This is a genomic window from Streptomyces brasiliensis (genome assembly GCF_014647875.1).
Lineage (GTDB): Bacteria > Actinomycetota > Actinomycetes > Streptomycetales > Streptomycetaceae > Streptomyces > Streptomyces brasiliensis.
The window spans coordinates 96,411-122,845 of sequence record NZ_BMQA01000021.1 but is presented as its reverse complement, the minus strand read 5'-3'; the positions used below and the strand labels follow the sequence as shown (position 1 = coordinate 122,845).

Here is a 26,435-nt window from a genome sequence, read left to right as displayed (position 1 = left end):
ACCTGGCCCTGGGCCGACGCGTTCACCCTCGCCTGGAGGCGCACCACCGAACTTCCGGCCGGTACCTGACGGCCGGTCACCACCCCGACAGCACCGGAGAGGAGAGGACCGCAGCACCCTCGGGCCCGTGGAACCCGACGCCCCGCGGCGTCACGCGACGACCCGTCCCTACACGGCAAGGGACATAACGGGCAGCCAGCCGCACACGGCGACGCCGTCACACCGCTGAAGAATCGAGGTCAGTACCTCACCTTTCCCGGTTCGCCCGGGGCATCCACATGTGTGTTGCCCGGCGCCTTGAGCGCTTCGGGCGTGTAGTAGAAGTTCTCTCCGAGACGAATCAGCTCCGCACCTCTGCCATCGAGGTCCGGCACGCGGCACTCATCACCCGCGTAGCCCTGGCCGACGTGAACCCCCTCTTCCTATTGAGCAGCGTCAACCGTCATGCCCGTACCAGCTCCCCTAGTCGCGCGCGATCAACCAGCGCACGTCCATGGGTGACCAACCCGACGCGACGCCAGCCACGGCCACGACCGTACCCACTCCATGTCCGCGAAGCGAGAGGGTGTCCGACATGATTGAGAGTCTGAACTTACGATTCACCCAGAACGTTTGCGTGAACCCGAGCTAACGCTTAGAGGAGACATCCTCTAGACCATCTTCCGATAGATGGTCAGCAGTAGCGGAAATAACCTCTGGCGCTACAGAACATATCTGCCATATAAGAGAACTCCAGTGCCCCAAAGACAAGGCCTTGACCAGAAGAAGTCGACCCTGGGGTGTCGGCCCGCACGATGCGGAGATGGCCCCAATTGCTGTGCTCTGATATTGCTCGGATACTATCTCGTCAGTCAACCTCAAAGCGTCCTCTATGTTGCCAGATTTTGCCAGCCCCGCAACAATTTGTGGAATCGCTCTGTCTTTCATGACCTGCTGAGAAATGTCCTCCATCAGGTTTAACGATGCATCCATATCTCCCCTTGCAGCCAAAGCGCCAGCAAGGTAACCGATGGCACGGTCCCGCTCTCTTTGATTTTCGATTTCTTCTGCGGCCTCGAAGGCATGCTCCAATTTACCAGCTGCGATCAAGCTTCCGGTAATCGAGGAAAGAAGCTCTGGGATCATTGATTCGGGTAGCTCGTGAACCACTGCCATAGCTTCCTCGTGTGCCCCTGCCGCGATGAAGGCCCGCGCGGCCGCGTCCTTTCCCCAGTCTTCCCGGTATGGGCTAGATGCGCTGCGTGAATTCTCCAAAATCTCATTAGCGAGATCGCTCGCCTCGCGGTGATTCCCCACGTCGGCCAGGGCGATGGCGATGTTAGACAGGCTCTCAGGTCGCTCAGAGGGATGTATTCTCACGCGTGCAGTATCAATCAGGTGAGAGAAGAGCGCTCTCGCTTCCTCGTCGAGACCCACGCCAGCAAACGCCTTAGCTACCGTTGCAAGGGCGAGTACACGTCCATAAATGCGGGTTTCCGTTTCAGCTACTTCCTTTGCTCGTTGAGCAAGAGCAAGCGATCGGTCACCCAAACCGACTCTGTCGAGAGCCACAACCATCTCAGTCAGCCTTTTTACTCTGTTTCGGGGACTAAGCCGATTTCTCGCTAACTCCGTGGCCTCAGACGCAATAGATGTGGCTTGATCATCATGGCCAGCCATTTTGAGGACCTCCGCCGCGCTTGCCATGATCTCAATTTGCCAGTCGAGTTCAGTCCTGACAGCCACCTTCAAAACCCGATGAGCTACGTGGACAGCCCGTGATTGTTGACCGGCCTTCACGAGCGCCTCGGCAGCAGCGATCAACACTTTGGCTTGTTGGCTTGGGAATTCGATGCTTCGCGCAAGCCCTAGCGCTCTTTCAGGGTTGCCGGCCTGCGCCAAGGCGATGCCGATCTCCGAAAACATCTCGGCGCGATCAAATTCATCGCTCGCCAAGAGGTAGGGAAGTTCGATCGCTTGATCATGTAGGCCTGTCACAGACAGAGCCGGAGCGACTATGCGCGCTGCCCAAAGTTTCTCCTCATCAGCATTGAGAACTAGAAGTAGTTTCGCCGCTTTCCGAGAAATGTCAACAGCTGTATTGAAGTCTGGCGCCGCTACCTTTTGGGCGACTATGCCCAGGGCTTGGGCGCGTCGGTAAACAGGATTGACCGCCTCCGCAATACTTACCGCCGCTTCTGCGACGTCCACGGCGCGGTCCTGATTTCCGATGGAGGAGAAAACTTTGGCAACTGTCGCGAGTAGTCCCGCCCGGCGAAAGAGGTCACCCACTGCGTTGATGACGCCAAGACTTTGGTCAACAGTGTCCTCGGCCTCCGACTGCCTTCCTGCCTGAGCCAGTTCATGCGCGATGGCTGTATAAGCTTTGGCCCGTTTCTCTGCATTCAGAATAGTGCTCGCAATGCTCAGCGCTTCGGAGCTATCTGTTCTGGCAAGAACAACAGCGATCTTCCCCAAGCACGTGTCGTGGTCACCGGAGTCGTTGATACTGTTAGCCAGAGAAAGCGCCTGTTTGACGCCATGTGAAGCAGACAGTGCCTCAGCCACAGCGATCAGGGATCCTATCCCCCTATAAGACTGTTCTTGGGATCGCGCGAGATTTATAGCTCGATCGACGTTCCCAAGCTTGGCCCAAAGCCCCACCAAGTTCGATGGAAGATGCTCCATACGATCCCGCAACTTGTCACGGCTTATAGCGAGAGATACGGCAGTAGCGGTTTCTTGCTCACCAATTTCAGTCCCAGCAGTAAGTATATGATCGAAACACATTGAGATTTCAGTAAGTGCCTCCAGATCTGCGCCTGTAACCTGCCACAACCTTTCATGTCGGGCATTGTCGCAAGCCAATGCGGCCAATCGTGTTGCATCTCCAGCTTCCCGGAGAAGCTGCGTGTAGCCGCGTAGGAGATACTCAGGCGTCGATTCCGGCCAGCCTTTTTGCTGGTAGGCGTCTGCCCATTGATAAAGCTGCGTCCGATAATCCGACAACTCGGTCTCGGTGATCAGTTGTAACGCGCTTTGCTGGATTTCTTCATGTGCCAGCAGGTACAAGCGGGAACCTCGCGGTCCCCAGTGCGCGGATCTCATTTGAAAACTGCGCCCGCTGACAGCGGAAAGCTCGCGTTCAACCAATCTGGCGCGACTCTTAGTCAGCGTCGCAAGATCATTCGCACTCAAGCCTCCCCCTGCGGCTACCAAGAAGGCAACTAGATGACGTCCCAACCCCTCGCTTCCCAAGAGTCTCAACAAATCTCGCTCTGCATCTATTCTCACCGCCTGAGCAAATTGAGATGGCTCAAGCCAGTGATCGATTATGGGATTTCGCAGCGGATGATCCATAGGTACATCATCTGGTATTGGCGGGTGTGGGCGGCCGGCCAAGACTATACGCATTCCATGGGGTGGCACACGGGGCAACAGTGCTGCAATGCTGTGGCTATCTGGACCGGACGTAACTCCCCGGTCCTCATCCACCCCATCCACCACTAGAACAAGCCGCCTTCCCCGAGAAACACAAAAAACTGCAGCCCGCGTCATTGCGAGGCGTAGTTGCTCGTCGCGTGTATGCGGGGTAGTCAGCGGCTCCTCTTCACCGAGTAGCGCATATAGCTGTCGCTGCACAACCTCACAAAAAGCTGAAGCATCGTTTTGTCGAGCCAGTCGAGACGTAATGAAAAACGAAACGATATCCGTGTCCCGGGGCGGGTGAAGAACAAAGCTGGCCATCAGGGCTGATTTGCCTGCCCAAGCCGGCGCTAGCCATCGCCAGTAAACATCCTGTGCACTCGCGGAACCTTGGGCCGTACAAAAGCGAGCCAGTTGTTCCAGCTCGCTATCGCGGCCACGGAAATCCGTCGCAGAGATAGCTTCCACTTGCAACAGGTATCCGGAAACTGGGACAGTCGGCGCAGCTACATTAACTGAGCCATTAATCACTCCCGTATTTGAAAATGCGACGGCGCCTTCTGCTGACGACTGTCCGGTTCCCTTAACGATCATACGTCCGCCATCAGTCATCGATCACTCACCTCCTCTGTCTGTCTTCGGGTAGTGGTCACCAGCGCAAGGGACTTTCAATTTCCTTGAAAGCCGGTGTTGGCGTCTCCACTTTCCGACTCCGCATTACCGGTGTTTCTAACAGTTAGTGAATGAGGTGTTTCAGTGGTTGAAGTGGCAATGAATCCAGTGTTAGCCATTCCGCCTGTCGATGTGGCCGCTCCTGTGTCGCTAATTACGGCAGATTTAGTACCGGAACCCGCCATAGCCGCCCACACGCTCGTTCCCAAACCAGCCACACCCACTAGCGCGGAGATCACGCCAGCCACTTGATTCGCACGATCCCAGCTCAGGAGCGTCAGTGCTCCAGCGAGTACCGCCAGGACGAGACCTGTTGACACCAGTACCCAACGTTGTCTTCCGCTCATCGGCTGTCGATTCCCCTCAGCGTCAGCCCTGCGGACCAGCCCGACTCGTGCTCGTGTGCTGGTCCCCACTCGTGCGGTACAAAGTCAACCACTCCTGTCGCCGCGGTGGGCAGAGTCAGTGCAGCCAGTATCAGCTTGAGAAGGCTGCGCATCGATCACGTACGGCGAGTGGCGCAGGACAAGCTCCCCGGACGTGACGACGTAGAGCAAGTTGCAACTCAGCTACGTTGAGCACTCCGCAGCGCCAACCCGCGAACTCACGGGTCACCGAACGCCAACGAGCCCCCTCCCAATCAGGGAAGGGGCTCACGGGGCCACGTAGTCGCGCACAGGCGTGGAATGAACCTCAGACCCACTCCACCTCGGAGACGATGTGTGGAGCTCGCCTAGGGCTTGGCAGCGGCGTCCGAGAGAGCACAGGGGCCGCGGCCGCCGACGGGCGAGAGCTCGAAGCACCGGCCGCAGCCAACGCAGCGACCACCTCCTCTTTGCTCGCCCCCGCCAGCGCCTCAATCACCCGATCGAGTGCCTCACTCACGTCAGTGCGCGTGGCCACTCGAAGCCGGCGTCGGACCTGCGTTCTTGACCGTCAGCGGCAGCAACTTCTTGCCGGTCGGGCCTACTTGTACCCAAGTATCCATCTGCGGGCACACCCCGCAGTCGAAGCACGGCGTCCAGCGGCAGTCGTCGACCTCTGTTTCGTCGAGGGCGTCCTGCCAGTCCTCCCAGAGCCAGTCCTTGTCCAGGCCCGAGTCGAGGTGGTCCCAGGGGAGGACCTCCTCGTAGGCGCGCTCGCGGGTGGTGTACCAGTCGACGTCCACGCCGAAGGGCTCGAGGGCCTTGTCGGCGCACTGCATCCAGCGGTCGTACGAGAAATGCTCGCGCCAGCCGTCGAAGCGGCCGCCGTCCTCGTAGACCGCGCGGATGACCTCGCCGATGCGGCGGTCGCCGCGGGAGAGCAGGCCCTCCACGATGCCCGGCTTGCCGTCGTGGTAGCGGAAGCCGATCGAGCGGCCGTACTTCTTGTCGCCCCGGATCTTGTCCCTCAGCTTTTCGAGGCGCGCGTCCGTCTCCCCGGCCGAGAGCTGCGGGGCCCACTGGAACGGCGTGTGGGGCTTGGGGACGAAGCCGCCGATCGAGACCGTGCAGCGGATGTCGTTCGAGCCCGAGACCTCGCGGCCCTTCTGGATCACCCGCGTCGCCATGTCGGCGATCTGCAGGACGTCCTCGTCGGTCTCCGTCGGCAGACCGCACATGAAGTACAGCTTCACCTGGCGCCAGCCGTTGCCGTACGCCGTTGCCACCGTACGGATGAGGTCTTCCTCCGAGACCATCTTGTTGATGACCTTGCGGATGCGCTCCGAGCCGCCCTCAGGGGCGAAGGTGAGGCCCGAGCGGCGGCCGTTCCTCGTCAGCTCGTTCGCCAGGTCGATGTTGAACGCGTCCACCCGGGTGGACGGGAGGGAGAGGCCGATCTTGTCGTCCTCGTAGCGGTCCGCCAGGCCCTTTGCGATGTCCCCGATTTCGCTGTGGTCCGCCGAGGACAGGGACAGGAGGCCCACCTCCTCGAAGCCCGTCGCCTTCAGGCCCTTGTCCACCATCTCGCCGATGCCCGTGATCGAGCGCTCACGCACCGGTCGCGTGATCATACCCGCCTGGCAGAAGCGGCAGCCCCGCGTGCAGCCGCGGAAGATCTCCACCGACATGCGCTCGTGGACCGTCTCGGCCAGGGGGACCAGGGGCTGCTTGGGGTACGGCCACTCGTCCAGGTCCATGACCGTGTGCTTCGACACGCGCCACGGGACGCCCGACTTGTTGGGGACCACGCGGGCGATACGGCCGTCCGGGAGGTACTCGACGTCGTAGAACGCCGGGATGTAGACCTCACCGGTGCGGGCCAGGCGGAAGAGGACCTCCTCGCGGCCGCCCGGGCGGCCCTCCGCCTTCCACTCACGGATGATCTTCGTCATGTCCAGCACGGCCTGCTCGCCGTCGCCGATGATCGCCGCGTCGATGAAGTCCGCGATCGGTTCCGGGTTGAAGGCCGCGTGGCCGCCCGCCAGGACGATCGGGTCGTCCAGCCCACGGTTCTTCGACTCCAGGGGGATGCCGGCCAGGTCCAGCGCCGCCAGCATGTTCGTGTAGCCCAGTTCCGTCGAGAAGCTGAGCCCGAACACGTCGAAGGCGCGCACCGGACGGTGGCTGTCCACCGTGAACTGCGGGACGCCGTGCTCGCGCATCAGCGCCTCGAGGTCCGGCCACACGCTGTAGGTGCGCTCGGCGAGGGTGCCCTCCTGTTCGTTCAGTACCTCGTAGAGGATCATGACGCCCTGGTTGGGCAGGCCGACCTCGTACGCGTCCGGGTACATGAGCGCCCAGCGGACGTCGCACGACTCCCAGGGCTTGACCGTGGAGTTGAGCTCTCCGCCGACGTACTGGATGGGCTTCTGCACGTGTGGGAGCAGTGCTTCGAGCTGCGGAAACACAGACTCGGCGGCCTCGGCAGGCATCTCGCGAACCTTCGTGAGCTGACAGGGGACCATCTAGCGTAACCCGCCGGGAGACCGTCCTCGTACGATCGGAGACCTCCCTCGTCCGCTCAGACGGATGCCCCTGCCTCGGTCTCCGCCCAGACACCCGGCAGCTCGGCCTCCACCGCCGCCGCGCGCTGCTCCTCGCGTCCGTACAGCACCCCGTACGTGAACGAGCTCTCCCCTGCCGCGTGTGCCACGGCGGCCAGCTCCCGCAGGGTCAGGCGCACCATGACGCTGTCCTGGTGGTCGCCGAGCAGGGTCTGCAGGGACTTCATGGACTTGGTCAGGTCGGCGGCCGGGTCGCCGAGGGCGGGGGTGGCCGCCTCCGCCGCGTACCGGGCCCGCTTGGCCTTCTTGCGGGCCTCGTGGAGGGCGAGGTCGCGGTCCTGGCCGGGCGTCAGGTCGATGGCCTGCTCCACCAGCGCGGAGAGGCGCGCGAAATCCTTCCGTACGACCTTGGCGATCACCTTTTCCGGCTTGCCGGCGGCCGCCGCGCGCAGGGGCGGGTCCGCGACCAGGGCGTCCAGGGTGTCGAGGAGGGTCAGATAGCGCTTGGAGTCCAGTACGCCGATGAGCCGCCGGCGCGATCCGCCGCGGCGGGCGTTCGCCCAGGTGCGCAGGCGGGTGCGGACCGGGCCGGAGACCAGGGTGCGGGGCAGGTCGCCGAGGGCGCTGGTGATGTGGTCGGTGAGCACCTCGCGGTCGCGGTCGACGCCCAGCTCGGCCGCGAGCCATTTCAGCTCCTCGCCGACGGGGTCGGTGACGGTGCGGTCGAGGATCTTGCCGTACGAGCGGAAAGCGCTGCGCATACGGCGGGTCGCGACGCGCATGCTGTGCACCGAGTCGTACTCGTCGCGGCGTACCGCCGGGTCCAGTCCGACGATCGCGTCGCGCTGGGCGCGGACGTATGCGAGGACGTGGTCGCCGGCGGTCTGCGGTTCGGGCGGCTCTCCGGGCTGCTTGCGCTTGGGCTGCTTCGCCTTCGGAGTGGTTTCGGCCAGGGCCCGGGCCAGCTTCGAGGGGGACGACGACGGTCGTACGCCCGCCTTGCGCAGCCGTTTCTCCACCTTGTCGAGGAGGGCCGGGTCCACGTCGTCGGCGAGTTCCACCTCGATCTCGGTCCACTGGGCCTTGGCGCCCTCGCCGGGGCCGGAGAGCCGGTCGGCCGTCACGTCGTCCACGCTGACCTCGGCGAGCACCCGGCCGTCGGCGTCGACGAGGTGGCGTACGTCGCGGGCGGAGCGGAGGCGGACGACGGGGCGCAGTTCGGTGTCGCGGACGCGGGAGCGCACGAGGGCGGCGAGGCTGTGGGGCAGGGTGTCGGAGAGCGGGGCCCTGATCTCGTCCCGGACGTCGCGGCTCACGGGGAACTTCAGGTGCCAGCCGGCGTCGGAGCCGCCGGTGCGCCGGCGCAGGGTGAGGGCGCTCCTGGCCAGGCGCTCGTCCTCGGTGTCGTAGTAGGTGGCGTCCAGCTCCACGACGCCCTTGTCCAGGACCGTCGTCACCTTGCCGACGCCGGTCAGGTCGGGCAGGCCACTGTCGTCGGATTCGTACTTGCGCTCGATTTCGCGTTTCGCATCCGCCATGAACTGAATCTAGTGGCACACGGGCCCGGACGGCAGGGGAAGACCGAGGTGAATGGCGGGCAAACTGCACGAGAGGGAAAGATGGCTGGTCCGTGTGGGGCCCGGGATGCCGGGCGCCGCTCGTGAGAAGCGCCGCCCGGTCTGCCCGTAGAAGCCCTACGCCGACATCGGCCGCTGCACCCTGATCGACTGCAGCAGTCCCACCGCCACCCAGACCGCGAACATCGACGTACCGCCGTACGACACGAACGGCAGGGGAAGGCCCGTGACCGGCATGATGCCGAGGGTCATGCCGATGTTCTCGAAGGCCTGGAAGACGAACCAGGCGACGATTCCGGCGGCGACGATCGTGCCGTACAGCTCCGTCGTCTCGCGGGCGATGCGGCAGGCGCGCCACAGGACCACGCCGAGCAGGACGATGATCAGGCCCGCGCCCAGGAAGCCGAGTTCCTCGCCCGCGACCGTGAAGACGAAGTCCGTCTGCTGCTCGGGGACGAACTGGCCGGTGGTCTGGGAACCGTGGAACAGGCCCGCGCCCGTCAGACCGCCCGAACCGATCGCGATGCGGGCCTGATTGGTGTTGTAGCCGACGCCCGCGGGGTCGAGCGCCGGGTTGGCGAAGGCCGCGAAGCGGTTGATCTGGTACTCGTCCAGGATGTGCAGCTGCCACACCGCGATCGCGCCGACCGCGCCCGCCGTGATGAGGCCGAAGACCCAGCGGTTGGACGCGCCGGAGGCGAGCAGGACGCCCAGGATGATGACGACCATGACCATGACCGAGCCGAGGTCGGGCATGAGCAGGACGATCAGTATCGGGACGGCGGCCAGGCCGAGGGCCTGCAGGACCGTGCGGTGGTCGGGGTACTTCCTGTCGCCCGCGTCGACCCGGGCCGCGAGCAGCATCGCCATGCCCAGGATGATCGTGATCTTCACGAACTCGGAGGGCTGGAGCGAGAAGCCGCCGCCGAGCACGATCCACGAGTGCGCGCCGTTGACCGTGGAGCCGAGCGGGGTCAGCACCAGCAGGATGCCGAAGACCGAGAGGCCGTAGAGGATCGGTACGGCGTTGCGCAGGCCGCGATGGCCGAGCCAGACCGTGCCGACCATCAGGGCGAGCCCGATACCGGTGTTCATGAGGTGCCGGATCAGGAAGTAGTACGGGTCGCCCTGGTTGATCTCGGTGCGGTTGCGGGTCGCGGAGTAGACCAGCAGCGAGCCGATCATCGACAGGGCGAGGGCCGACAGCAGCATCGGCCAGTCCAGGCGGCGGGCCAGCGAGTCGCGGGCGAAGAGCCGGGTCCAGCCGGCGCGCTGGGGGCCGTACCCGGAGACGGAGAAGCTGTTCGCGCCGGTCATGCCGGCATCACCCTCCTGCGGCGGGGCCTCCTGCGGGCGCGCCTGCGGGTGTCGCGGTTGCCGTTGCCCGGCGAGGAGGTGGTCGTCGCCGGGGGCTGCGAGCCGTCGTCCGGGGACGGTGACCCGGACGGCGTGACCTGGATGTCCTTGGCCGGGTCGTCGGAGACCTTCGGGGATTTGATCGTGCCGTCGGTGCGGACCTTGGGCAGCTTCGTCTCCGGCTCGGGCAGCAGCGCCTTCTTCTTGTCGATCGAGCCGTCCGGCTGGACGCCGTACATCGCGCTGTAGATGTTGCGCACGGCCTCACCGGAGGCGCCGGAACCCGTACCGGCCTGGGCGATGGTCATGATGACCGTGTAGTCCTTGGAGTACGTGGCCAGCCAGGACGTGGTCTGCTTGCCGTAGACCTCCGCCGTACCGGTCTTGGCGTGCAGGGTGATCTTGTCCTGCGGCCAGCCGCTGAACTTCCAGGCGGCGGTACCGCGGGTGATGACGCCCTGGAGCGCCTCGTCCATGCCCTTGATCGTCGCCTGGTTGACGGGCAGCCGGCCCTTCTTCTTCGGCTTGATCTCCTGGACCGACTTGCCGTCGGGGCTGATGACCGCCTTGCCGATGGACGGCGTGTACATCGTGCCGCCGTTGGCGAGCGCCCCGTAGATCACGGCCTCCTGGATGGGGGTGAGCAGGGTGTCACCCTGGCCGATGGAGTAGTTGATCGAGTCGCCCTCGCGCATCCTGTTGCCCTCGAGGCAGTTCTCGTACGCGATCTTCTCGACGTAACTGCCGTCCTTCTTACCGGACTTGCACCAGGAGTCCTTGTTGGCCTTCCAGTAGTCCTGCTTCCACTGGCGGTCGGGGACACGGCCGGTGACCTCGTTGGGCAGGTCGATGCCGGTCTCCTTGCCGAGGCCGAACTGGTGGGCGGCCTTGTAGAAGTAGTCCTTGGGCTGGCCCTTCTTGGGGTTGATGCCGCCGTCCTTCTTCCACTCGCGGTCGGAGAGGCCGTAGAAGACGGTGTCGCAGGAGACCTCCAGCGCCCGGCCGAGCGAGATCGGGCCGAAGCTCTCCCCCTCGAAGTTCTTGAAGACCTGGCTGCCGACCGAGTACGAGCTGGTGCAGGGGTAGCCGCCGTCCCATGCGTACCCGGCCTCGACCGCGGCGGCCGTGGAAACCACCTTGAACGTCGAACCCGGCGCGGACTGGCCCTGGATGGCCCGGTTGAGCAGCGGGTAGTCGGAGTTCTTGTCGGTGAGCTGCTTGTAGTCCTTGGCGGAGATGCCGCCGACCCAGACGTTCGGGTCGTACGTCGGCGCGGACGCCATGGCGACGATCCGGCCGGTCTTGGCCTCCATCACGACGACGGCGCCGGAGTCGGCCTTGTAGTTCTCGTTGGTGACCTTGTCGAACTGCTGGCGGGCGACCTTCATGGCGTGGTCCAGCTCGAACTCGGCGATGCGCTGGACGCGTGAGTCGATGCTGGTGACCAGGTTGGAGCCGGGCTCGGCGGCGTCCGCCTGGGCCGTGCCGATGACGCGGCCGAGGTTGTCGACCTCGTAGCGGGTGACGCCGGCCTTGCCGCGCAGTTCCTTGTCGTACTCGCGCTCCAGCCCGCTGCGGCCGACCTGGTCGGAGCGCAGATACGGCGAGGCGCTGTCCTTGGCCTGCTGGATCTCGTCGTCGGTGACGGGCGAGAGATAGCCGAGCACCTGGGCGGTGTTGGACTTGCCGGGGCCGGGGTAGCGGCGCACGGCCTCCGGCTCGGCGGTGATGCCGGGGAAGTCCTCGGCGCGCTCGCGGATCTGCAGGGCCTGCTTGGCGGTGGCCTCGTCGGTGATCGGGATCGGCTGGTACGGCGAGCCGTTCCAACAGGGCTGCGGCGTCTTGGCGTCGCACAGCCGGACCTTCAGCATGACCTCCTCGGGGCTCATCCCGAGGACTCCGGCCAGCTTGGTCAGGACCGCCTTGCCGTCGTCCGGCTGCTTCAGCAGGTCGGTGCGGGAGGCGGAGACCACCAGGCGGGTCTCGTTGTCGGCCAGCGGCACACCGCGCGCGTCCAGGATGGAGCCGCGCACGGCGGGCGCGACGACCTGCTGGACGTGGTTGCCGGAGGCCTCCTTCTGGTACTCGGCGCCCTCCCGGATCTGCAGGTACCACAGCCGGCCGCCGAGGGTCCCGAGCAGGGAGAGGACGAGGATCTGGATCACGACGAGCCGGATCTGGACCCGTGGGGTCCGTCCGGTCTCGGGAATGTTGGTCACTGCGGCTGCCTCCCCCTCTCAGTGCGTGTACGAGTCATATCGGACGGAGCTGTGAACGCCCGCCCCGAACCGCCTTGTCCTCACAGCCGCTTGACCCCCTTGATGCGGCCGACGCGCGCGGTGCGGGCGCGGGCCTTGCTCTTCAGGCCGCCGAAACCGCGCTGGCCGCCGATGCGCAGACCCGTGCCGGACGTGAGCCAGCCGGCGGAGAGGTCGCTGCCCTTGGCCGAGGAGCCGGCCTCGGCGAGCGGGTCGTTGTCGGCGCGGCGGGCCAGGAACATGATCCCGGGGACCACGAACGGCGCGAGCAGCAGGTCGTACAGGGCGGCCGTGAACAGCAGGCTGCCCAGGCCGACATGGCGGGCGGTGGTGTCGCCGACGAGGGCGCCGACGAGGGCGTACAGCACCGTCGCGCCGATCGCGGCGGCAACCACCACGAGCATGGGTCCGGTGGCCGACTTGATGCGGCCGTTCTCCGGCTTGATGAGCCCGGCGAGATAGCCGATCACGCACAGCACCAGCGCGTAGCGGCCGGCGGCGTGGTCGGCGGGCGGGGCGAGGTCGGCGAGCAGTCCGGCGCCGAAACCGACGAGGGCGCCGCCGACATGGCCATACACCATGGCCAGGCCCAGGACGGTGAGCAGCAGTATGTCGGGGACGGCACCCGGAAGGTGGAGCCGGGCGAGGACGCTCACCTGGATCACCAGGGCGACGACGACCAGGGCGGTGGAGAGCAGGATCCGGTTGACACGCAAGGGGGTTCAGCTCCTACTACTGCGTCTCGTCGGCGGCGGTCTCGTCGGCGGCCGTTCCGCCGGTGGCCGTTCCGTCGGTGGCCGTTCCGTCAGTCGCGTCGGCGGACGGGGTGACCGTGACGGTCACCGTCGGGGTGGGGGTGGGCTTGGGCTTCGCCGGGAGCACCTCGTCGCGCGGGTCCTTCTTCGGGGGCTGGACGACGACGCCGACGATGTCGAGGCGGCTGAAGCCGACGAACGGCGTGACGTAGACGGTGCGGGTCAGGCCGCCGCCGGAGGGGTCGACGCGGGAGACGACGCCGACCGGGACGCCGGGCACGAACGGCCGGTCGGCCTGCGAGCCGAAGGTGACGAGCCGGTCGCCCTTCTTCACCTCCGCCTTGCCGTTGAGGAGTTCGACGCGCAGCGGGCGGTCACCCTGCCCGGAGGCGAAGCCGAGCTCGTCGCTGCCCTCCATGCGCGTACCGACAGTGAAGTCGGGGTCGTTGGCCAGCAGGACCGTGGAGGCGTCCGGGCCGACGGTGGTGACACGACCGACGAGTCCGTCCCCGTTGAGGACGGTCATGTCGCGCTTGATGCCGTCGTTGGCGCCGACGTCGATGGTGATGGTCCAGGAGAAGCCCTGGGCCGCGCCTATGGCGATGACTTCGGCGCCCTTGATGCCGTACTGCCCCTCCGCGGCGACGTTGAGCATCGTGTCGAGCTGCTTGAGGCGGCTGCGGTTGCGGTCGTCGCTGCCCAGCTTCGCCTTGAGGGTCGCGTTCTCCTTCTCCAGCTTGGCCAGCCGGTCGTGCTTGTCGCCGGAGTCGCGGACGGCGGAGACGGCGTTGCCGACGGGATCGACCGCCGACGACACGCCGTTCTCGATCGGGCCGAAGACCGCGGCGGCGGCCTGCCGGGCGCCGTCGACCGGCGAGTTCCGGCCACCGCGAATATCCACCGTGATCAGCGCGAACGCGATGGCGATCAGCAGCACCAGGAGCAGCCGGCTCTCTTTCGTGTCCCTCACGTGCGGCGGCCGTGCCCTTCCTCGTAGGAATTCGGGTGGACCCGGAAAGCGCAGACCCGATGCGCAATCCCAAGGGGCCCATTCGTGGGAGCTTATGTCTCTATATCAACGTTCCGCCGTACGAGAGGAGATCACCTCGTACGGCGGAACGAAGAGTTGCGTCATCTGCGCGGCTGGGCGTCCAGGACCTGCTGGAGCGCCTCGAACTCCTCGACACACTTTCCGGAGCCGAGCGCCACGCTGTCCAGCGGGTCCTCGGCGATGTGGATCGGCATGCCGGTCTCGCGCCGAAGCCTTTCGTCCAGGCCGCGCAGCAGGGCACCGCCGCCGGTCAGCACGATGCCCCGGTCCATGATGTCACCGGACAGCTCCGGCGGGCACTTGTCGAGGGTCGTCTTGACGGCGTCGACGATCGCGTTTACCGGCTCCTCGATCGCCTTGCGCACCTCGGCGGCGGAGATGACCACGGTCTTGGGCAGCCCGGACACGAGGTCCCGGCCGCGGATTTCGGTGTGTTCGTCATCGTCGAGGTCGTACGCCGAACCGATCGTGATCTTGATCTGTTCGGCCGTCCGCTCACCGAGAAGGAGGCTGTACTCCTTCTTGATGTGCTGGATGATCGCGTTGTCCAGCTCGTCGCCCGCGACACGGATGGACTGGGCGGTGACGATGCCGCCGAGCGAGATGACCGCGACCTCCGTCGTGCCGCCACCGATGTCCACCACCATGTTGCCCGTGGCCTCGTGGACCGGCAGGCCGGAGCCGATGGCGGCGGCCATGGGCTCCTCGATGATGTGCACCTGGCGGGCGCCGGCCTGGGACGACGCCTCGATGACGGCGCGGCGCTCGACGCCGGTGATGCCGGAGGGCACGCACACGACGACACGCGGCCGGGCGAGATACCGCCGCTTGTGGATCTTCAGAATGAAGTAGCGGAGCATTCGCTCGGTGATCTCGAAGTCGGCGATCACGCCGTCCTTCAGAGGACGCACGGCGACGATGTTGCCCGGCGTCCGCCCGATCATCTTCTTCGCTTCGGCACCGACCGCGAGGATCCCACCGGTGTTGGTGTTGATCGCGACAACGGACGGCTCGTTGAGTACGATCCCGCGACCCCTGACGTACACCAGCGTGTTGGCGGTCCCGAGGTCGACAGCCATGTCACGGCCGATGAACGACATTGAGTTCCCCATCAGGATTCGTCTGGCCTTCCCGGGAGCTTTTGAGGGCTTTTCAGGTCGGCGAAGTGGGTGCTGTGACGTGAAGGCTTCCATCGTAGACGCGCCTGCACGAACACTGCGCGAGGGTCTTCGCCATTGTCAGCATGTGTGCGACCGCCTCGCTTGTGGAGACGGCCCATCGGGGGCACTCGTTCCCCCGATCGGCACGCATATGCCAAGGGGCGACCGAAAACGAACGGCCGCCCCAGGTCAGGCATCACGTCGAACTGACGGACCTTCAGAAAAAGCTGCGAAAAATTTGCACGCCCGAAGTCCGTGACGGCATCAGCCGCGGTCCGGGAAGAAGATCTTGACCTCGCGCTCCGCGGACTCCTCGGAGTCGGAGGCGTGGATCAGGTTCTCGCGGACGATGACGCCGTAGTCACCGCGGATGGAACCGGGCGCGGCGGCGATCGGGTCCGTCGGACCGGCCAGCGCGCGCAGGCCTTCGATGACGCGCTCGCCCTCGACGATCATGGCGACGACCGGGCCGGACGCCATGAACTCGACCAGCGGCTCGTAGAACGGCTTGCCCTTGTGCTCGCCGTAGTGCTGCTCCAGCGTGTCCTGGTCCAGCGTGCGCAGCTCCAGCGCGGTGATGGTCCAGCCCGCCTTGCGCTCGATGCGGCTGATGATCTCGCCGGTCAGCCCGCGACGTACGGCGTCGGGCTTGAGGAGGACGAGGGTGCGCTGGGTCACGGGAGGGCTCCTTCTTACTGACATATGCGGTGGCACGAGGCTACAGGGCAGGGCGCCGCACTTGTTACGCAGCGTCAGCTCCTTCGGCCCCCGAGGCGCCGGACTGCGCGGCGAAGCGCGCCTTCGCCTCCTCGATCTTCCTGCCGAAGTGCACCGACGCCCACCACAGCGCGGCGAACACCACGCCAAGGAAGAACATCGTCGGGACGACGAAACCGGAGGCGATCAGCGCGATCTGCAACGCCCAGCCCAGCGCGATCCCGCCCGGGCGCGTCACCACACCGCACAGCAGCACGCACAGGAGCATCGCGATCCCGCTGACCGTCCACACCGTCGACGTCGACAGGTCCGGGTCCTTCATGGCGACGAGACCGGCGAACCCGATGACGAAGAACTCGCCGATCAGCGTGGAGGAGCAGAGCGTACGCATCGGGTCCTCAGCCCCTTCCCAGCAGCACGCGGGCCTCGCCCACGGTGATCACCGAGCCCGTGACCAGCACTCCGCCGCCCGTGAACTCGCCCTCCTCCTCGGCCAGCGTGATCGCGGCCTCCAGGGCGTCCGGCAGCCGCGGCTCGACCTGGACCCGGTCCTCGCCGAAGACCTCGACCGCGATCGCGGCCAGCTCGTCCGCGTCCATCGCCCGGTGGCTGGAGTTCTGCGTGACGACGACCTCAGCGAAGATCGGCTCGAAGGCCTCGAGCAGCCCCCGTACGTTCTTGTCGCCGCTCGCGCCCACGACGCCGATGAGCCGGCTGAAGTCGAAGGCCTCGCCGACCGCCTCGGCCGTCGCCCGCGCTCCCGCCGGATTGTGCGCGGCGTCCAGGACGATCGTCGGTGAGCGCCGTACGACCTCGAGACGGCCCGGCGAGGACACGGCCGCGAATGCCTTGCGGACCGTGTCGATGTCCAGCGGCTCCGCGCGCTGTGCGCCGACGCCGAAGAACGCCTCCACCGCGGCGAGCGCGACGGCGGCGTTGTGGGCCTGATGTGCGCCGTGCAGCGGGAGATAGACCTCCGGGTACTCGCCGCCGAGACCGCGCAGGGTGAGGAGCTGCCCGCCGACCGCGACCTGGCGCTCGACCGCGCCGAACTCCAGACCCTCGCGGGCCACGGTCGCGTCGACCTCGACGGCCTTCTTCAGGAGCACCTGCGCCGCGTCCACGGGCTGCTGCGCCATGATGACCGTCGCGTCCTGCTTGATGACGCCGGCCTTCTCCCCGGCGATCTCGGCAGGCGTCTCACCGAGCCGATCGGTGTGGTCGAGGTCGATGGGGGTCACGACCGCGACGTCCCCGTCGATCACGTTCGTCGCGTCCCAGCTGCCGCCCATCCCGACCTCTACGACGGCCACGTCGACGGGCGCGTCCGCGAAGGCGGCGTACGCCATGCCCGTGAGCACTTCGAAGAAGGAGAGCCGGAACTCCTGCTGGGCGTCGACCATCTCGATGTACGGCTTGATGTCGTGGTACGTCTCGACGAACCGCTCGGCGGAGATCGGCGCGCCGTCCAGGCTGATCCGCTCGGTGATCGACTGGACGTGCGGCGAGGTGTAGCGGCCGGTGCGCAGCTCGAAGGCGCCGAGCAGCGCCTCGATCATGCGGGCCGTGGAGGTCTTGCCGTTCGTCCCCGTGATGTGGATCGAGGGGTACGCCCGCTGCGGTTCCCCGAGGACGTCCATGAGCGCGGCGATGCGGGCGACCGACGGCTCCAGCTTGGTCTCGCCCCACCGGGTGGCCAGCTCCGTCTCGACCTCCCGCAGGGCCTTGTCGACCTCGGGGTCCTCGGGACGGGCCGGTACGTCGGCGTGTGGCCGGCCGCCCTGCGTGCGCAGGGTCCGGCTGCCGGCCTCGATGACGGCGAGGTCGGGGTCACGGTCGGTCTCGGCCTCGATGATCTCGTCGAAGGGGTCGCTTTCACTCACGGGGACCAGTCTAAGGCGGTGCGTATGGAGGGGGGTGGCTGGTCTTGTCGAGCGACTGCGGCCGGTTCGTGGCCGGTACGGAAGGGCCCCCGGCACTGGAAAGTACCGGGGGCCCTCGCCGACGTACCTACGCCTGCGGCAAGCGCTCCAGCTGCGCGGCGATCCGCGTGATGTCCTCGTCCGCCTTCGCCAGGCGCGTGCGGATCTTGTCCACCACCTGGTCAGGCGCCTTCGCCAGGAACGCCTCGTTGCCGAGCTTCGCCGTCGCCTGGGCCTTCTCCTTCTCCGCGGCGGCCAGGTCCTTCGCGAGGCGCTTGCGCTCCGCCGCGACGTCGATCGTGCCGGAGAGGTCGAGAGCGACCTCGGCACCGGCGACCGGGAGCGTGGCCGTGGCCGTGAAGGAATCGCCCTCCGGCTGCAGGCGCAGCAGCTGGCGGATGGCCGCCCCGTGCGGGGCCAGCGACGTACCGTCCAGGATCAGACGCGCCGGAACCCGCTGACCGGGCTGGAGGCCCTGGTCGGCGCGGAAGCGGCGGACCTCGGTGATGACCGACTGGAGCGTCTCGATCTCCCGCTCGGCCGCCGCGTCCCGGAAACCGCTGTCCGTCGGCCACTCCGCAATGACGACCGACTCGCCGCCCGTGAGAGTGGTCCAGAGGGTGTCGGTGACGAAGGGGACCACCGGGTGCAGCAGCTTCAGGGTGACGTCCAGGACCTCGCCCAGGACCCGCTTGCTCGCCTCGGCTGCGGCACCGCCCGCCTGGAACGTCGTCTTGGACAGCTCGACGTACCAGTCGAAGACCTCGTCCCACGCGAAGTGGTACAGCGCGTCCGACAGCTTGGCGAACTGGAAGTCGTCGTAGAACGCGTCCACTTCGGCGACGGTCTTGTTCAGCCGGGAGAGGATCCAGCGGTCGGTGGCCGACAGCTCCTCGGGAGCCGGCAGCGGGCCCTCGACCGTGGCGCCGTTCATGAGCGCGAAGCGCGTGGCATTCCAGATCTTGTTGGCGAAGTTCCGGGACGCTTGGACCCAGTCCTCGCCGATCGGAACGTCCGTGCCGGGGTTGGCACCACGGGCCAGGGTGAAGCGGACGGCGTCGGAGCCGTACTTGTCCATCCAGTCGAGCGGGTCGACGACGTTGCCGAAGGACTTCGACATCTTCTTGCCACGCTCGTCGCGGACCAGACCGGTCAAAGCGATGGTCTTGAAGGGGACTTCGCCGTCCATCGCGTACAGACCGAACATCATCATCCGGGCGACCCAGAAGAAGATGATGTCGTGACCGGTGAGGAGGACGTCGGTCGGGTAGAACTTCCGCAGATCCTCGGTCTGTTCGGGCCAGCCGAGCGTGGAGAACGGCCACAGGCCGGACGAGAACCAGGTGTCGAGGACATCGGTGTCCTGGTGCCAGCCCTCGCCCGTGGGGGGCTCCTCGTCAGGTCCGACGCAGACGACCTCGCCGTCCGGGCCGTACCAGACGGGGATGCGGTGACCCCACCACAGCTGGCGCGAGATGCACCAGTCATGCATGTTGTCGACCCAGTCGAAGTACCGCTTCGACATGTCCTCGGGGTGGATCTTCACCCGGCCGTCGCGGACCGCGTCACCGGCGGCCTTGGCGAGCGGGCCGACCTTGACCCACCACTGCATCGACAGCCGCGGCTCGATGGTGGTCTTGCAGCGTGAGCAGTGACCGACCGAGTGGACGTACGGCCGCTTCTCGGCGACGATCCGGCCCTGGGAACGCAGGGCCGCGACGATGGCGGAGCGCGCCTCGAAGCGGTCCAGGCCCTGGAAGGGGCCGTGCGCGGTGATCACCGCGCGCTCGTCCATGACCGTGATGGACTCCAGGCCGTGGCGCTGGCCGATCGCGAAGTCGTTCGGGTCGTGGGCCGGGGTGACCTTGACGGCGCCGGTGCCGAACTCGGGGTCGACATGGGAGTCCGCGACGACAGGGATGGAACGGTCGGTCAGTGGCAGCTTGATCAGCTTGCCGACGAGGTGCTTGTACCGCTCGTCGTCGGGGTGGACGGCGACGGCGGTGTCACCGAGCATCGTCTCGGCGCGGGTGGTGGCAACGACGAGCGTCTCGTCGCCCTCGCCGTACTTGATGGAGACGAGTTCGCCGTCGTCCTCCTGATATTCCACCTCGATGTCCGAGATGGCCGTCAGACAACGCGGACACCAGTTGATGATGCGCTCGGCGCGGTAGATCAGCTCGTCGTCGTAGAGCTTCTTGAAGATGGTGAGGACGGCCTTGGACAGGCCCTCGTCCATGGTGAAGCGCTCACGGGACCAGGCGACGCCGTCACCGAGGCGGCGCATCTGGCCGAGGATCTTGCCGCCGTACTCCTCCTTCCACTGCCAGACGCGCTCGACGAACTCATCGCGGCCCAGGTCCTGGCGGGACTTGCCCTCCTCGGCGAGCTGCTGCTCGACCTTGTTCTGGGTGGCGATACCGGCGTGGTCCATGCCGGGCAGCCAGAGCGCCTCGAAGCCCTTCATCCGCTTGCGGCGGGTGAGGGCGTCCATGAGCGTGTGCTGGAACGCGTGGCCCAGGTGCAGGCTGCCCGTGACGTTCGGCGGCGGGATGACGATCGTGTACGGCGGCTTGTCGCTCTTCGCGTCCGCCTCGAAGTAACCGCGCTCTACCCAGCGCTCGTACAGCGGCCCCTCTACATCGGCCGGCGCGTACTGGGTCGGCAGTTCGGTGTCGGGCGCTGGTGGCTGCTGCTGAGCGTTCTCGGTCACGGGGGTCAGTTTAGAGGTGTCACGACCCAGTCCCGAAACGCCTTTGTTCTGTAACGGTGCGCCTCCCGATGCGGTGGGCCTCCCTTTGCTGCGCCAGGATGTCAGGAACACATAAGCATCTGGAGGGGAACCCAGTAATGAGCTACAACCAGCCGGGCCCGTACGGCGGGCAGCCCCAGCAGCCCGGACCGTACGGCCAGCCGGGTCCCTACGGCCAGCAGCCGCAGGCTCCGCAGCCTGGCTATGGCTACCCCCAGCAGACCCCTCCGCCCCAGCAGCCGGGCTACGGCTACCCGCAGCAGCCCCCGCAAGGCGGCGTCCCGCCGCAGGCCCCGCCCTACGGCCAGGAGCCGTACGGACAGCAGCCGTACGGGCAGCAGCCCTACCCCCCGCAGCCGCCGGCGTCCGGTGGGGGCGGCAAGAAGACGGGCCTGATCATCGGCGCGGTCGCCGTGGTGGCGGCCATTGCGGTGGGCGCGTACTTCGTGCTCGCCGGGGGCGGGAGCGGCTCGGACGTCGCGGACGACGGCCCGCACAAGCTGACGACGCCGGCCACGGTGCTGACGGACTACAAGAAGTCTGACGGCGACAGCGGCACCATGTCGGACGACGATATGAAGGACGCCGAGACGTGGGGCGTGCACGACCCCAAGGACGTCAGCGCGGCGTACCAGGCGGGCGACAAGAACGTCCTGCTGAGCCAGAAGCTCATCCAGTTCGGCGGCGTGTACGGCACGATCGACGACCCGGAGAAGACCGTCGACGCGATGTTCGCGCACATGAAGGACGACACCAAGAAGGGCGGCAGCGACGAGGACGTCACACTCGTCGGTGAGCCGAAGGCCTACAACCCCTCCTCGCTCGACGGTGCCGTCCTCAAGTGCCAGGAGGCGAAGATCGACAACTCCGCGGGCGGCGCCGGGCAGCCCAAGGAGATGAACATGACGGTGTGCATCTGGGGCGACCACAGCACGCTCGGCCTGGTCATGCCGATGGACTACGCCAACCTCGCGTCCGGCAAGTCCACGGACCCGCAGGACGCGGCCGACCTGACCGCCAAGTTCCGCAACGAGGTGCGCGTCAAGGCCTGACGGCCGGTGCAACGCGAGAGGCCCAGGTCGGTGGACCTGGGCCTCTTCGATGTTCGGGGGCGGTTACGCCGACTTCTGCTCGCCCGAGCCGCGGCCGCGGGCGTCGCGGGGGATCAGGGTCGGGTTCACGTTCGAGTGGACGACGTCCGCCGTGATGACCACCCGGGCCACGTCCTTGCGGGAGGGGACCTCGTACATCACCGACATCAGGACCTCCTCCATGATGGCGCGCAGGCCGCGCGCGCCGGTCTGGCGGAGGATGGCCTGGTCGGCGATGGCCTCGAGGGCCTCGCGCTCGAAATCCAGCTCCACGCCGTCGAGTTCGAAGAGGCGCTGGTACTGCTTCACGAGCGCGTTGCGCGGCTCCACCAGGATCTTCAGCAGGGCCTCGCGGTCCAGGTTGTGGACGCTCGTGATCACCGGCAGTCGGCCGATGAACTCGGGGATCATGCCGAACTTGACCAGATCCTCCGGCATGACGTCCTCGAAGACGTCCTTGGACTCCAGCTCGCGCTTGGAGCGGATCGTCGCGCCGAAGCCGATGCCCTTCGCACCCGCCCGCGCCTCGATGATCTTCTCCAGGCCCGCGAAGGCGCCGCCCACGATGAACAGCACGTTCGTCGTGTCGATCTGGATGAACTCCTGGTGGGGGTGCTTGCGGCCGCCCTGTGGAGGCACGGAGGCCGTCGTGCCCTCGAGGATCTTCAGGAGCGCCTGCTGGACGCCCTCGCCCGAGACGTCGCGGGTGATGGAGGGGTTTTCACTCTTCCGCGCGACCTTGTCGATCTCGTCGATGTAGATGATCCCGGTCTCGGCCTTCTTGACGTCGTAGTCGGCCGCCTGGATCAGCTTCAGGAGGATGTTCTCGACGTCCTCGCCGACGTATCCCGCCTCCGTCAGCGCCGTGGCGTCGGCGATGGCGAAGGGGACGTTCAGCATGCGGGCGAGGGTCTGGGCGAGGAGCGTCTTGCCGGAGCCCGTGGGGCCCAGCAGCAGGATGTTGGACTTCGCCAGCTCGATGGCGTCGTCGCGGCCCTGGGCCCCGCCGTTCTCGCCCGCCTGCACGCGCTTGTAGTGGTTGTACACGGCCACGGAGAGGGCCTTCTTGGCGGGCTCCTGGCCGACGACGTAGCCCTCGAGGAACTCGTAGATCTCGCGGGGCTTCGGGAGCTCCTCCCAGCGCACCTCGCTCGTCTCGGCGAGCTCCTCCTCGATGATCTCGTTGCAGAGATCGATGCACTCGTCGCAGATGTACACACCGGGCCCTGCGATGAGCTTCTTGACCTGCTTCTGGCTCTTGCCGCAGAACGAGCACTTGAGCAGATCGCCGCCGTCACCGATGCGTGCCACGGTGTGCTTCCCCTTCGCCTGGGAGACGCCTGGACGTCATGAGTCCAGCGGCTCCTGGTGCTGCCTTATGTCCGACGGTACCTTGCCGGGCCCCCCGTTCGGGCCCCCCTTGGCAGGGTTCACTTTGACGTGCACCGTGCCAAGGGGGGCGAGAACACCCGTTCCGCGTCAGCGGACCGAGGCGTTGTTCATCTTGCGGGTGGAGATGATCTGGTCGACGAGGCCGTACTGCAGCGCCTCCTCGGCCGTGAGGATCTTGTCGCGCTCGATGTCCTCGCGGACCTTCTCGATCGGCTGGTTGGAGTGCTTGGCCAGCATCTCCTCCAGCTGCGTGCGCATCCGCGTGAACTCGTTCGCGATGATCTCCAGGTCGGAGAGCTGACCGCGGCCGGTGGAGCCGGCCGGCTGGTGGATCAGCACGCGGGAGTTCGGCAGCGCCATGCGCTTGCCCGGCGTACCCGCGGCGAGCAGGATCGCCGCCGCGGAGGCCGCCTGGCCCATGCACACGGTCTGGATGTCGGGCTTCACGAACTGCATCGTGTCGTAGATCGCCGTGAGGGCGGTCATGTCGCCACCAGGGCTGTTGATGTAGATCGAGATGTCCCGGTCGGGGTCCATCGACTCCAGGCACAGCAGCTGAGCCATGACGTCGTTGGCGGAGGCGTCGTCGATCTGGACGCCGAGGAAGATCACGCGCTCCTCGAAGAGCTTCGCGTACGGGTCGTACTCGCGGATGCCCTGGGAGGTGCGCTCGACGAAGCGCGGAATGACATAGCGGCTCTCGGGCCGCGGCCCGTCGTACTGGCCGCTGGCGGCGCCGGGGAAGTTGTTCATGGGGTTCACCGTCCTGGTGGCGTTCTGGGAGCTGGAGTCTCGGCGGTGCGTGGCGTGGCCGGGCCGGTCAGGCACCGGTGCCGCCGCCTCCCGGAACACCGGAGGCATGCGTGATGATCTCGTCGATGAGGCCGTACTCCTTGGCCTCCTGCGGGGTGAACCAGCGGTCGCGGTCACCGTCGCGGATGATCGTCTCGACGGTCTGGCCGGAGTGCAGCGCGGTCAGATCGGACATGCGCTTCTTGGTGCGCATCAGGTACTCGGCCTGGATCTTGATGTCCGAGACCGTACCACCGAGGCCCGCGGAGCCCTGGTGCATCATGATGTCGGCGTGCGGCAGCGCGAAGCGCTTGCCCGCGGCACCGCCGGTGAGCAGGAACTGGCCCATCGAGGCCGCCATACCCATGGCGATGGTGACCACGTCGTTCGGGATGTACTGCATGGTGTCGTAGATCGCCATGCCGGCCGTCACCGAGCCACCGGGGCTGTTGATGTAGAGGTAGATGTCCTTCTCGGGGTCCGCGGCGAGGAGCAGCATCTGCGCGGTGATCTTGTTGGCGATGTCGTCGTCAACCTGCTGGCCGAGGAAGATGATCCGCTCGCCGAGCAGCCGGTTGTAGACCTGGTCGCCGAGGCCACCACCGATGGAAGGCTCGCCGGCGGCGGAGGGCATCAGATTCGTCACGTATCCACCTGCTCGTCTTGCGACGGCGCGGAGCCGTCTCACGTATCCCTGCGGGGCTGGAGCCGTTCGGGGACTCCACTGCCCTCGTATTCATGGACCCTAACGCGACGGCCCCTTCGGGGAATCCCGGAGATGGGAGTGTTCGCCGGGGGCGTAGCGTGCGCGGCTCCGTGGAGGGGCGGTACGGGTCGTGGGGGGGTGGCTCGGGGTGCGTTGCGGGCCGCGTACCGGTGGGGGCTTGTCGCGCCCGCGCGGCGGAGCCGCATATCGATACAGCCCCGCGCACCTTCAGGTCGGCAGCGCGCCGACTATGACAGACGGGCCCCCGGGGTTGCAGTCCCAGGGGCCCGTCGTGCGTCCTTCAGAGGCGCCGTGGGCTCAGCCCTCGGTCTTCTCCTCGGCCGGGGTCTCGGCGGCGGCCTCGGCGGCCTCCACCGTCTCCGTGGCCGTCTCCGCCTCGTCCTCGTCGTCCAGGTCGACGATCTCGCCGTTGGTGTCCTTCACCGTGGCGGCCTCGACCACGACGGCCAGGGCCTTGCCGCGGGCGACCTCGCCGACCAGGAGCGGCACCTGGCCGCCCTCGACGACGGCCTGGGCGAACTGGTCGGGGGACATGCCGGAGGACGCCGCACGCCGCATGAGGTGCTCGGTGAGCTCCTCCTGGTTGACGTTGAGCTTCTCCGACTTCACCAGCTCGTCGAGCACGAACTGGGTCTTGATGCCCTTGACCGCCGCCTCACGGGTCTCGGTCTCGAACTCCTCGGCGGTCGTGCCCTGGATCTCCAGGTACTTGTCGAGGGTGAGGCCCATCTGCGCGAGCTGGTGGTGCTCGAGGTTGTGCTTACGGGTGTTGATCTCGTCCTCGAGCAGCTTCTCGGGGACCGGGACCTCGACCAGCTCGAGCAGCTTCTCCAGGACGCGCTCCTGGGCCTGCGTGGCCTGGTCGTACTGCTTCATGTTCTCGAGGCGCTTGCGGCTGTCGGCCTTCAGCTCGTCCAGCGTGTCGAACTCGGAGGCGAGCTGCGCGAATTCGTCGTCCAGCTCGGGCAGTTCGCGCGCGGCGACCTGGGTGACCTTGACGGTGACCTCGGACTCCTTGCCGGCCGCGGAGCCGCCCTTGAGCTCGGAGGTGAAGGTGGCCTCGCCGCCCGCCTCCAGGCCCTTGACGGCGTCGTCGATGCCGTCGAGCAGCTCGCCGGAGCCGATGGTGTAGGAGACGCCGCTCGCGATGCCGTCCTCGAGGACCTCGCCGTCGACCTTGGCCTCCAGGTCGATGGTGACGACGTCGCCGTCCTCGGCGGCGCGCTCGACCGGGGAGGTGGACGCGAAGCGCTCGCGGAGCTGCTCGACCGACTTCTCGATGTCCTCATCGGTGACCTCGACGGCGTCGACCTCGACCTCGATGCCGGAGTAGTCCGGGATCTCGAGGGCCGGGCGGACGTCGACCTCGGCGGTGAAGTTCAGCGTCTCGCCGTCCTTCAGCTCCGTGATGTCGACCTCGGGCTGGCCCAGCACGCTGAGCTCCGCCTCGTTGACGGCGTCCTGGTAGAACTTCGGAAGCGCGTCGTTGACGGCCTCCTCCAGCACGGCGCCACGGCCGAACCGCTGGTCGATGATCCGGGCCGGGATCTTGCCCTTGCGGAAGCCCTTCACCGTGACCTGCTGGTTGATCTTCTTGTACGCCGCGTCGAGGCTGTCCTTGAGCTCCTCGAAGGGCACCTCGACAGTGAGCCGAACCCGGGTCGGGTTCAGGGTCTCCACGGCGCTCTTCACGGTTCGGTCTCCTTGTGGCTGACTTCTTGGGTTCTGCCGAGCCAGACAGGTCCGGCGGATTCGCCGCCCGGAGGAGTTCGTAGGCCGAGTGGGCCGGGACACACGGGCGCGCAGCTTGCATAGTAACCGCAGCGGGTCAGCGCCCCAAAAAGGCGATCACTGGGCGACGACGTGGTGCGACCATCGT

General features: G+C 66.6%; 18 protein-coding genes. 1 reads left to right on the top strand and 17 read right to left on the bottom strand.

The features are described 5' to 3' along the window. Positions 1-239: 239 nt before the first annotated feature. The 13 genes from IEZ19_RS52655 to IEZ19_RS27710 all read right to left on the bottom strand — a co-directional run bounded on the left by IEZ19_RS52655 (position 240) and on the right by IEZ19_RS27710 (position 20,515). Positions 240-374: a hypothetical protein gene (locus IEZ19_RS52655; RefSeq protein WP_268248676.1), complete on the bottom strand. Its 135-nt coding sequence runs from the start codon at positions 372-374 to the stop codon at positions 240-242. Between the two features lie 253 nt (positions 375-627). After that, complete coding sequence (locus tag IEZ19_RS27765) at positions 628-3,051, bottom strand: ATP-binding protein (protein WP_189314039.1); 2,424 nt, start codon at positions 3,049-3,051, stop codon at positions 628-630. A gap of 1,912 nt (positions 3,052-4,963) precedes the next feature. After that, entirely contained in the window at positions 4,964-6,934 is a 1,971-nt protein-coding gene (locus IEZ19_RS27760) for a TIGR03960 family B12-binding radical SAM protein (protein ID WP_189314038.1), read from the bottom strand. Between the two features lie 89 nt (positions 6,935-7,023). Further along, complete coding sequence (locus tag IEZ19_RS27755; RefSeq protein WP_189314037.1) at positions 7,024-8,544, bottom strand: CYTH and CHAD domain-containing protein; 1,521 nt, start codon at positions 8,542-8,544, stop codon at positions 7,024-7,026. A 156-nt stretch (positions 8,545-8,700) separates the two neighbouring features. Beyond that, the gene (rodA, locus tag IEZ19_RS27750; protein ID WP_189314036.1) at positions 8,701-9,900 is read right to left on the bottom strand and encodes a rod shape-determining protein RodA; all 1,200 of its coding nucleotides are present in this window, start codon (positions 9,898-9,900) and stop codon (positions 8,701-8,703) included. Then, the gene (mrdA, locus tag IEZ19_RS27745; protein ID WP_189314035.1) at positions 9,897-12,158 is read right to left on the bottom strand and encodes a penicillin-binding protein 2; all 2,262 of its coding nucleotides are present in this window, start codon (positions 12,156-12,158) and stop codon (positions 9,897-9,899) included. Before mrdA ends, rodA begins: the two co-directional genes overlap by 4 nt. An 80-nt stretch (positions 12,159-12,238) precedes the next feature. Next, a complete protein-coding gene (gene mreD / locus IEZ19_RS27740; protein ID WP_189314034.1) occupies positions 12,239-12,913 on the bottom strand; it encodes a rod shape-determining protein MreD in 675 nt (224 codons plus the stop codon). A gap of 16 nt (positions 12,914-12,929) precedes the next feature. Then, entirely contained in the window at positions 12,930-13,922 is a 993-nt protein-coding gene (mreC, locus tag IEZ19_RS27735; protein WP_189314033.1) for a rod shape-determining protein MreC, read from the bottom strand. Positions 13,923-14,083: 161 nt separating this feature from the next. Then, positions 14,084-15,103 (bottom strand): rod shape-determining protein, encoded by a 1,020-nt coding sequence (locus IEZ19_RS27730; RefSeq protein WP_189314032.1) that lies wholly within the window; start codon positions 15,101-15,103, stop codon positions 14,084-14,086. Positions 15,104-15,427: 324 nt separating this feature from the next. Beyond that, positions 15,428-15,841, bottom strand: a complete 414-nt coding sequence (ndk, locus tag IEZ19_RS27725; protein WP_189314031.1) for a nucleoside-diphosphate kinase — start codon at positions 15,839-15,841, stop codon at positions 15,428-15,430. A gap of 64 nt (positions 15,842-15,905) precedes the next feature. Beyond that, positions 15,906-16,271, bottom strand: a complete 366-nt coding sequence (locus IEZ19_RS27720) for a DUF4233 domain-containing protein (protein WP_189314030.1) — start codon at positions 16,269-16,271, stop codon at positions 15,906-15,908. Between the two features lie 7 nt (positions 16,272-16,278). Further along, the gene (gene folC, locus IEZ19_RS27715) at positions 16,279-17,763 is read right to left on the bottom strand and encodes a bifunctional tetrahydrofolate synthase/dihydrofolate synthase (RefSeq protein ID WP_189314029.1); all 1,485 of its coding nucleotides are present in this window, start codon (positions 17,761-17,763) and stop codon (positions 16,279-16,281) included. A 127-nt stretch (positions 17,764-17,890) separates the two neighbouring features. Continuing rightward, the gene (locus IEZ19_RS27710) at positions 17,891-20,515 is read right to left on the bottom strand and encodes a valine--tRNA ligase (protein WP_189314028.1); all 2,625 of its coding nucleotides are present in this window, start codon (positions 20,513-20,515) and stop codon (positions 17,891-17,893) included. Positions 20,516-20,652: 137 nt separating this feature from the next. On the opposite strand from IEZ19_RS27710, the gene IEZ19_RS27705 reads away from it, so the two are divergent. Then, complete coding sequence (locus IEZ19_RS27705; RefSeq protein WP_189314027.1) at positions 20,653-21,606, top strand: hypothetical protein; 954 nt, start codon at positions 20,653-20,655, stop codon at positions 21,604-21,606. Between the two features lie 63 nt (positions 21,607-21,669). On the opposite strand, the gene clpX is transcribed toward IEZ19_RS27705, so the two are convergent. The 4 genes from clpX to tig form a co-directional block, all read right to left on the bottom strand. Next, the gene (gene clpX / locus IEZ19_RS27700) at positions 21,670-22,956 is read right to left on the bottom strand and encodes an ATP-dependent Clp protease ATP-binding subunit ClpX (RefSeq protein WP_189314026.1); all 1,287 of its coding nucleotides are present in this window, start codon (positions 22,954-22,956) and stop codon (positions 21,670-21,672) included. A gap of 168 nt (positions 22,957-23,124) precedes the next feature. Then, positions 23,125-23,790 (bottom strand): ATP-dependent Clp protease proteolytic subunit, encoded by a 666-nt coding sequence (locus IEZ19_RS27695; RefSeq protein WP_189314025.1) that lies wholly within the window; start codon positions 23,788-23,790, stop codon positions 23,125-23,127. Between the two features lie 67 nt (positions 23,791-23,857). Then, a complete protein-coding gene (locus tag IEZ19_RS27690) occupies positions 23,858-24,463 on the bottom strand; it encodes an ATP-dependent Clp protease proteolytic subunit (protein WP_189314046.1) in 606 nt (201 codons plus the stop codon). Positions 24,464-24,853: 390 nt separating this feature from the next. Beyond that, complete coding sequence (gene tig, locus IEZ19_RS27685; RefSeq protein ID WP_189314024.1) at positions 24,854-26,248, bottom strand: trigger factor; 1,395 nt, start codon at positions 26,246-26,248, stop codon at positions 24,854-24,856. Between the last annotated feature and the right edge of the window lie 187 nt (positions 26,249-26,435).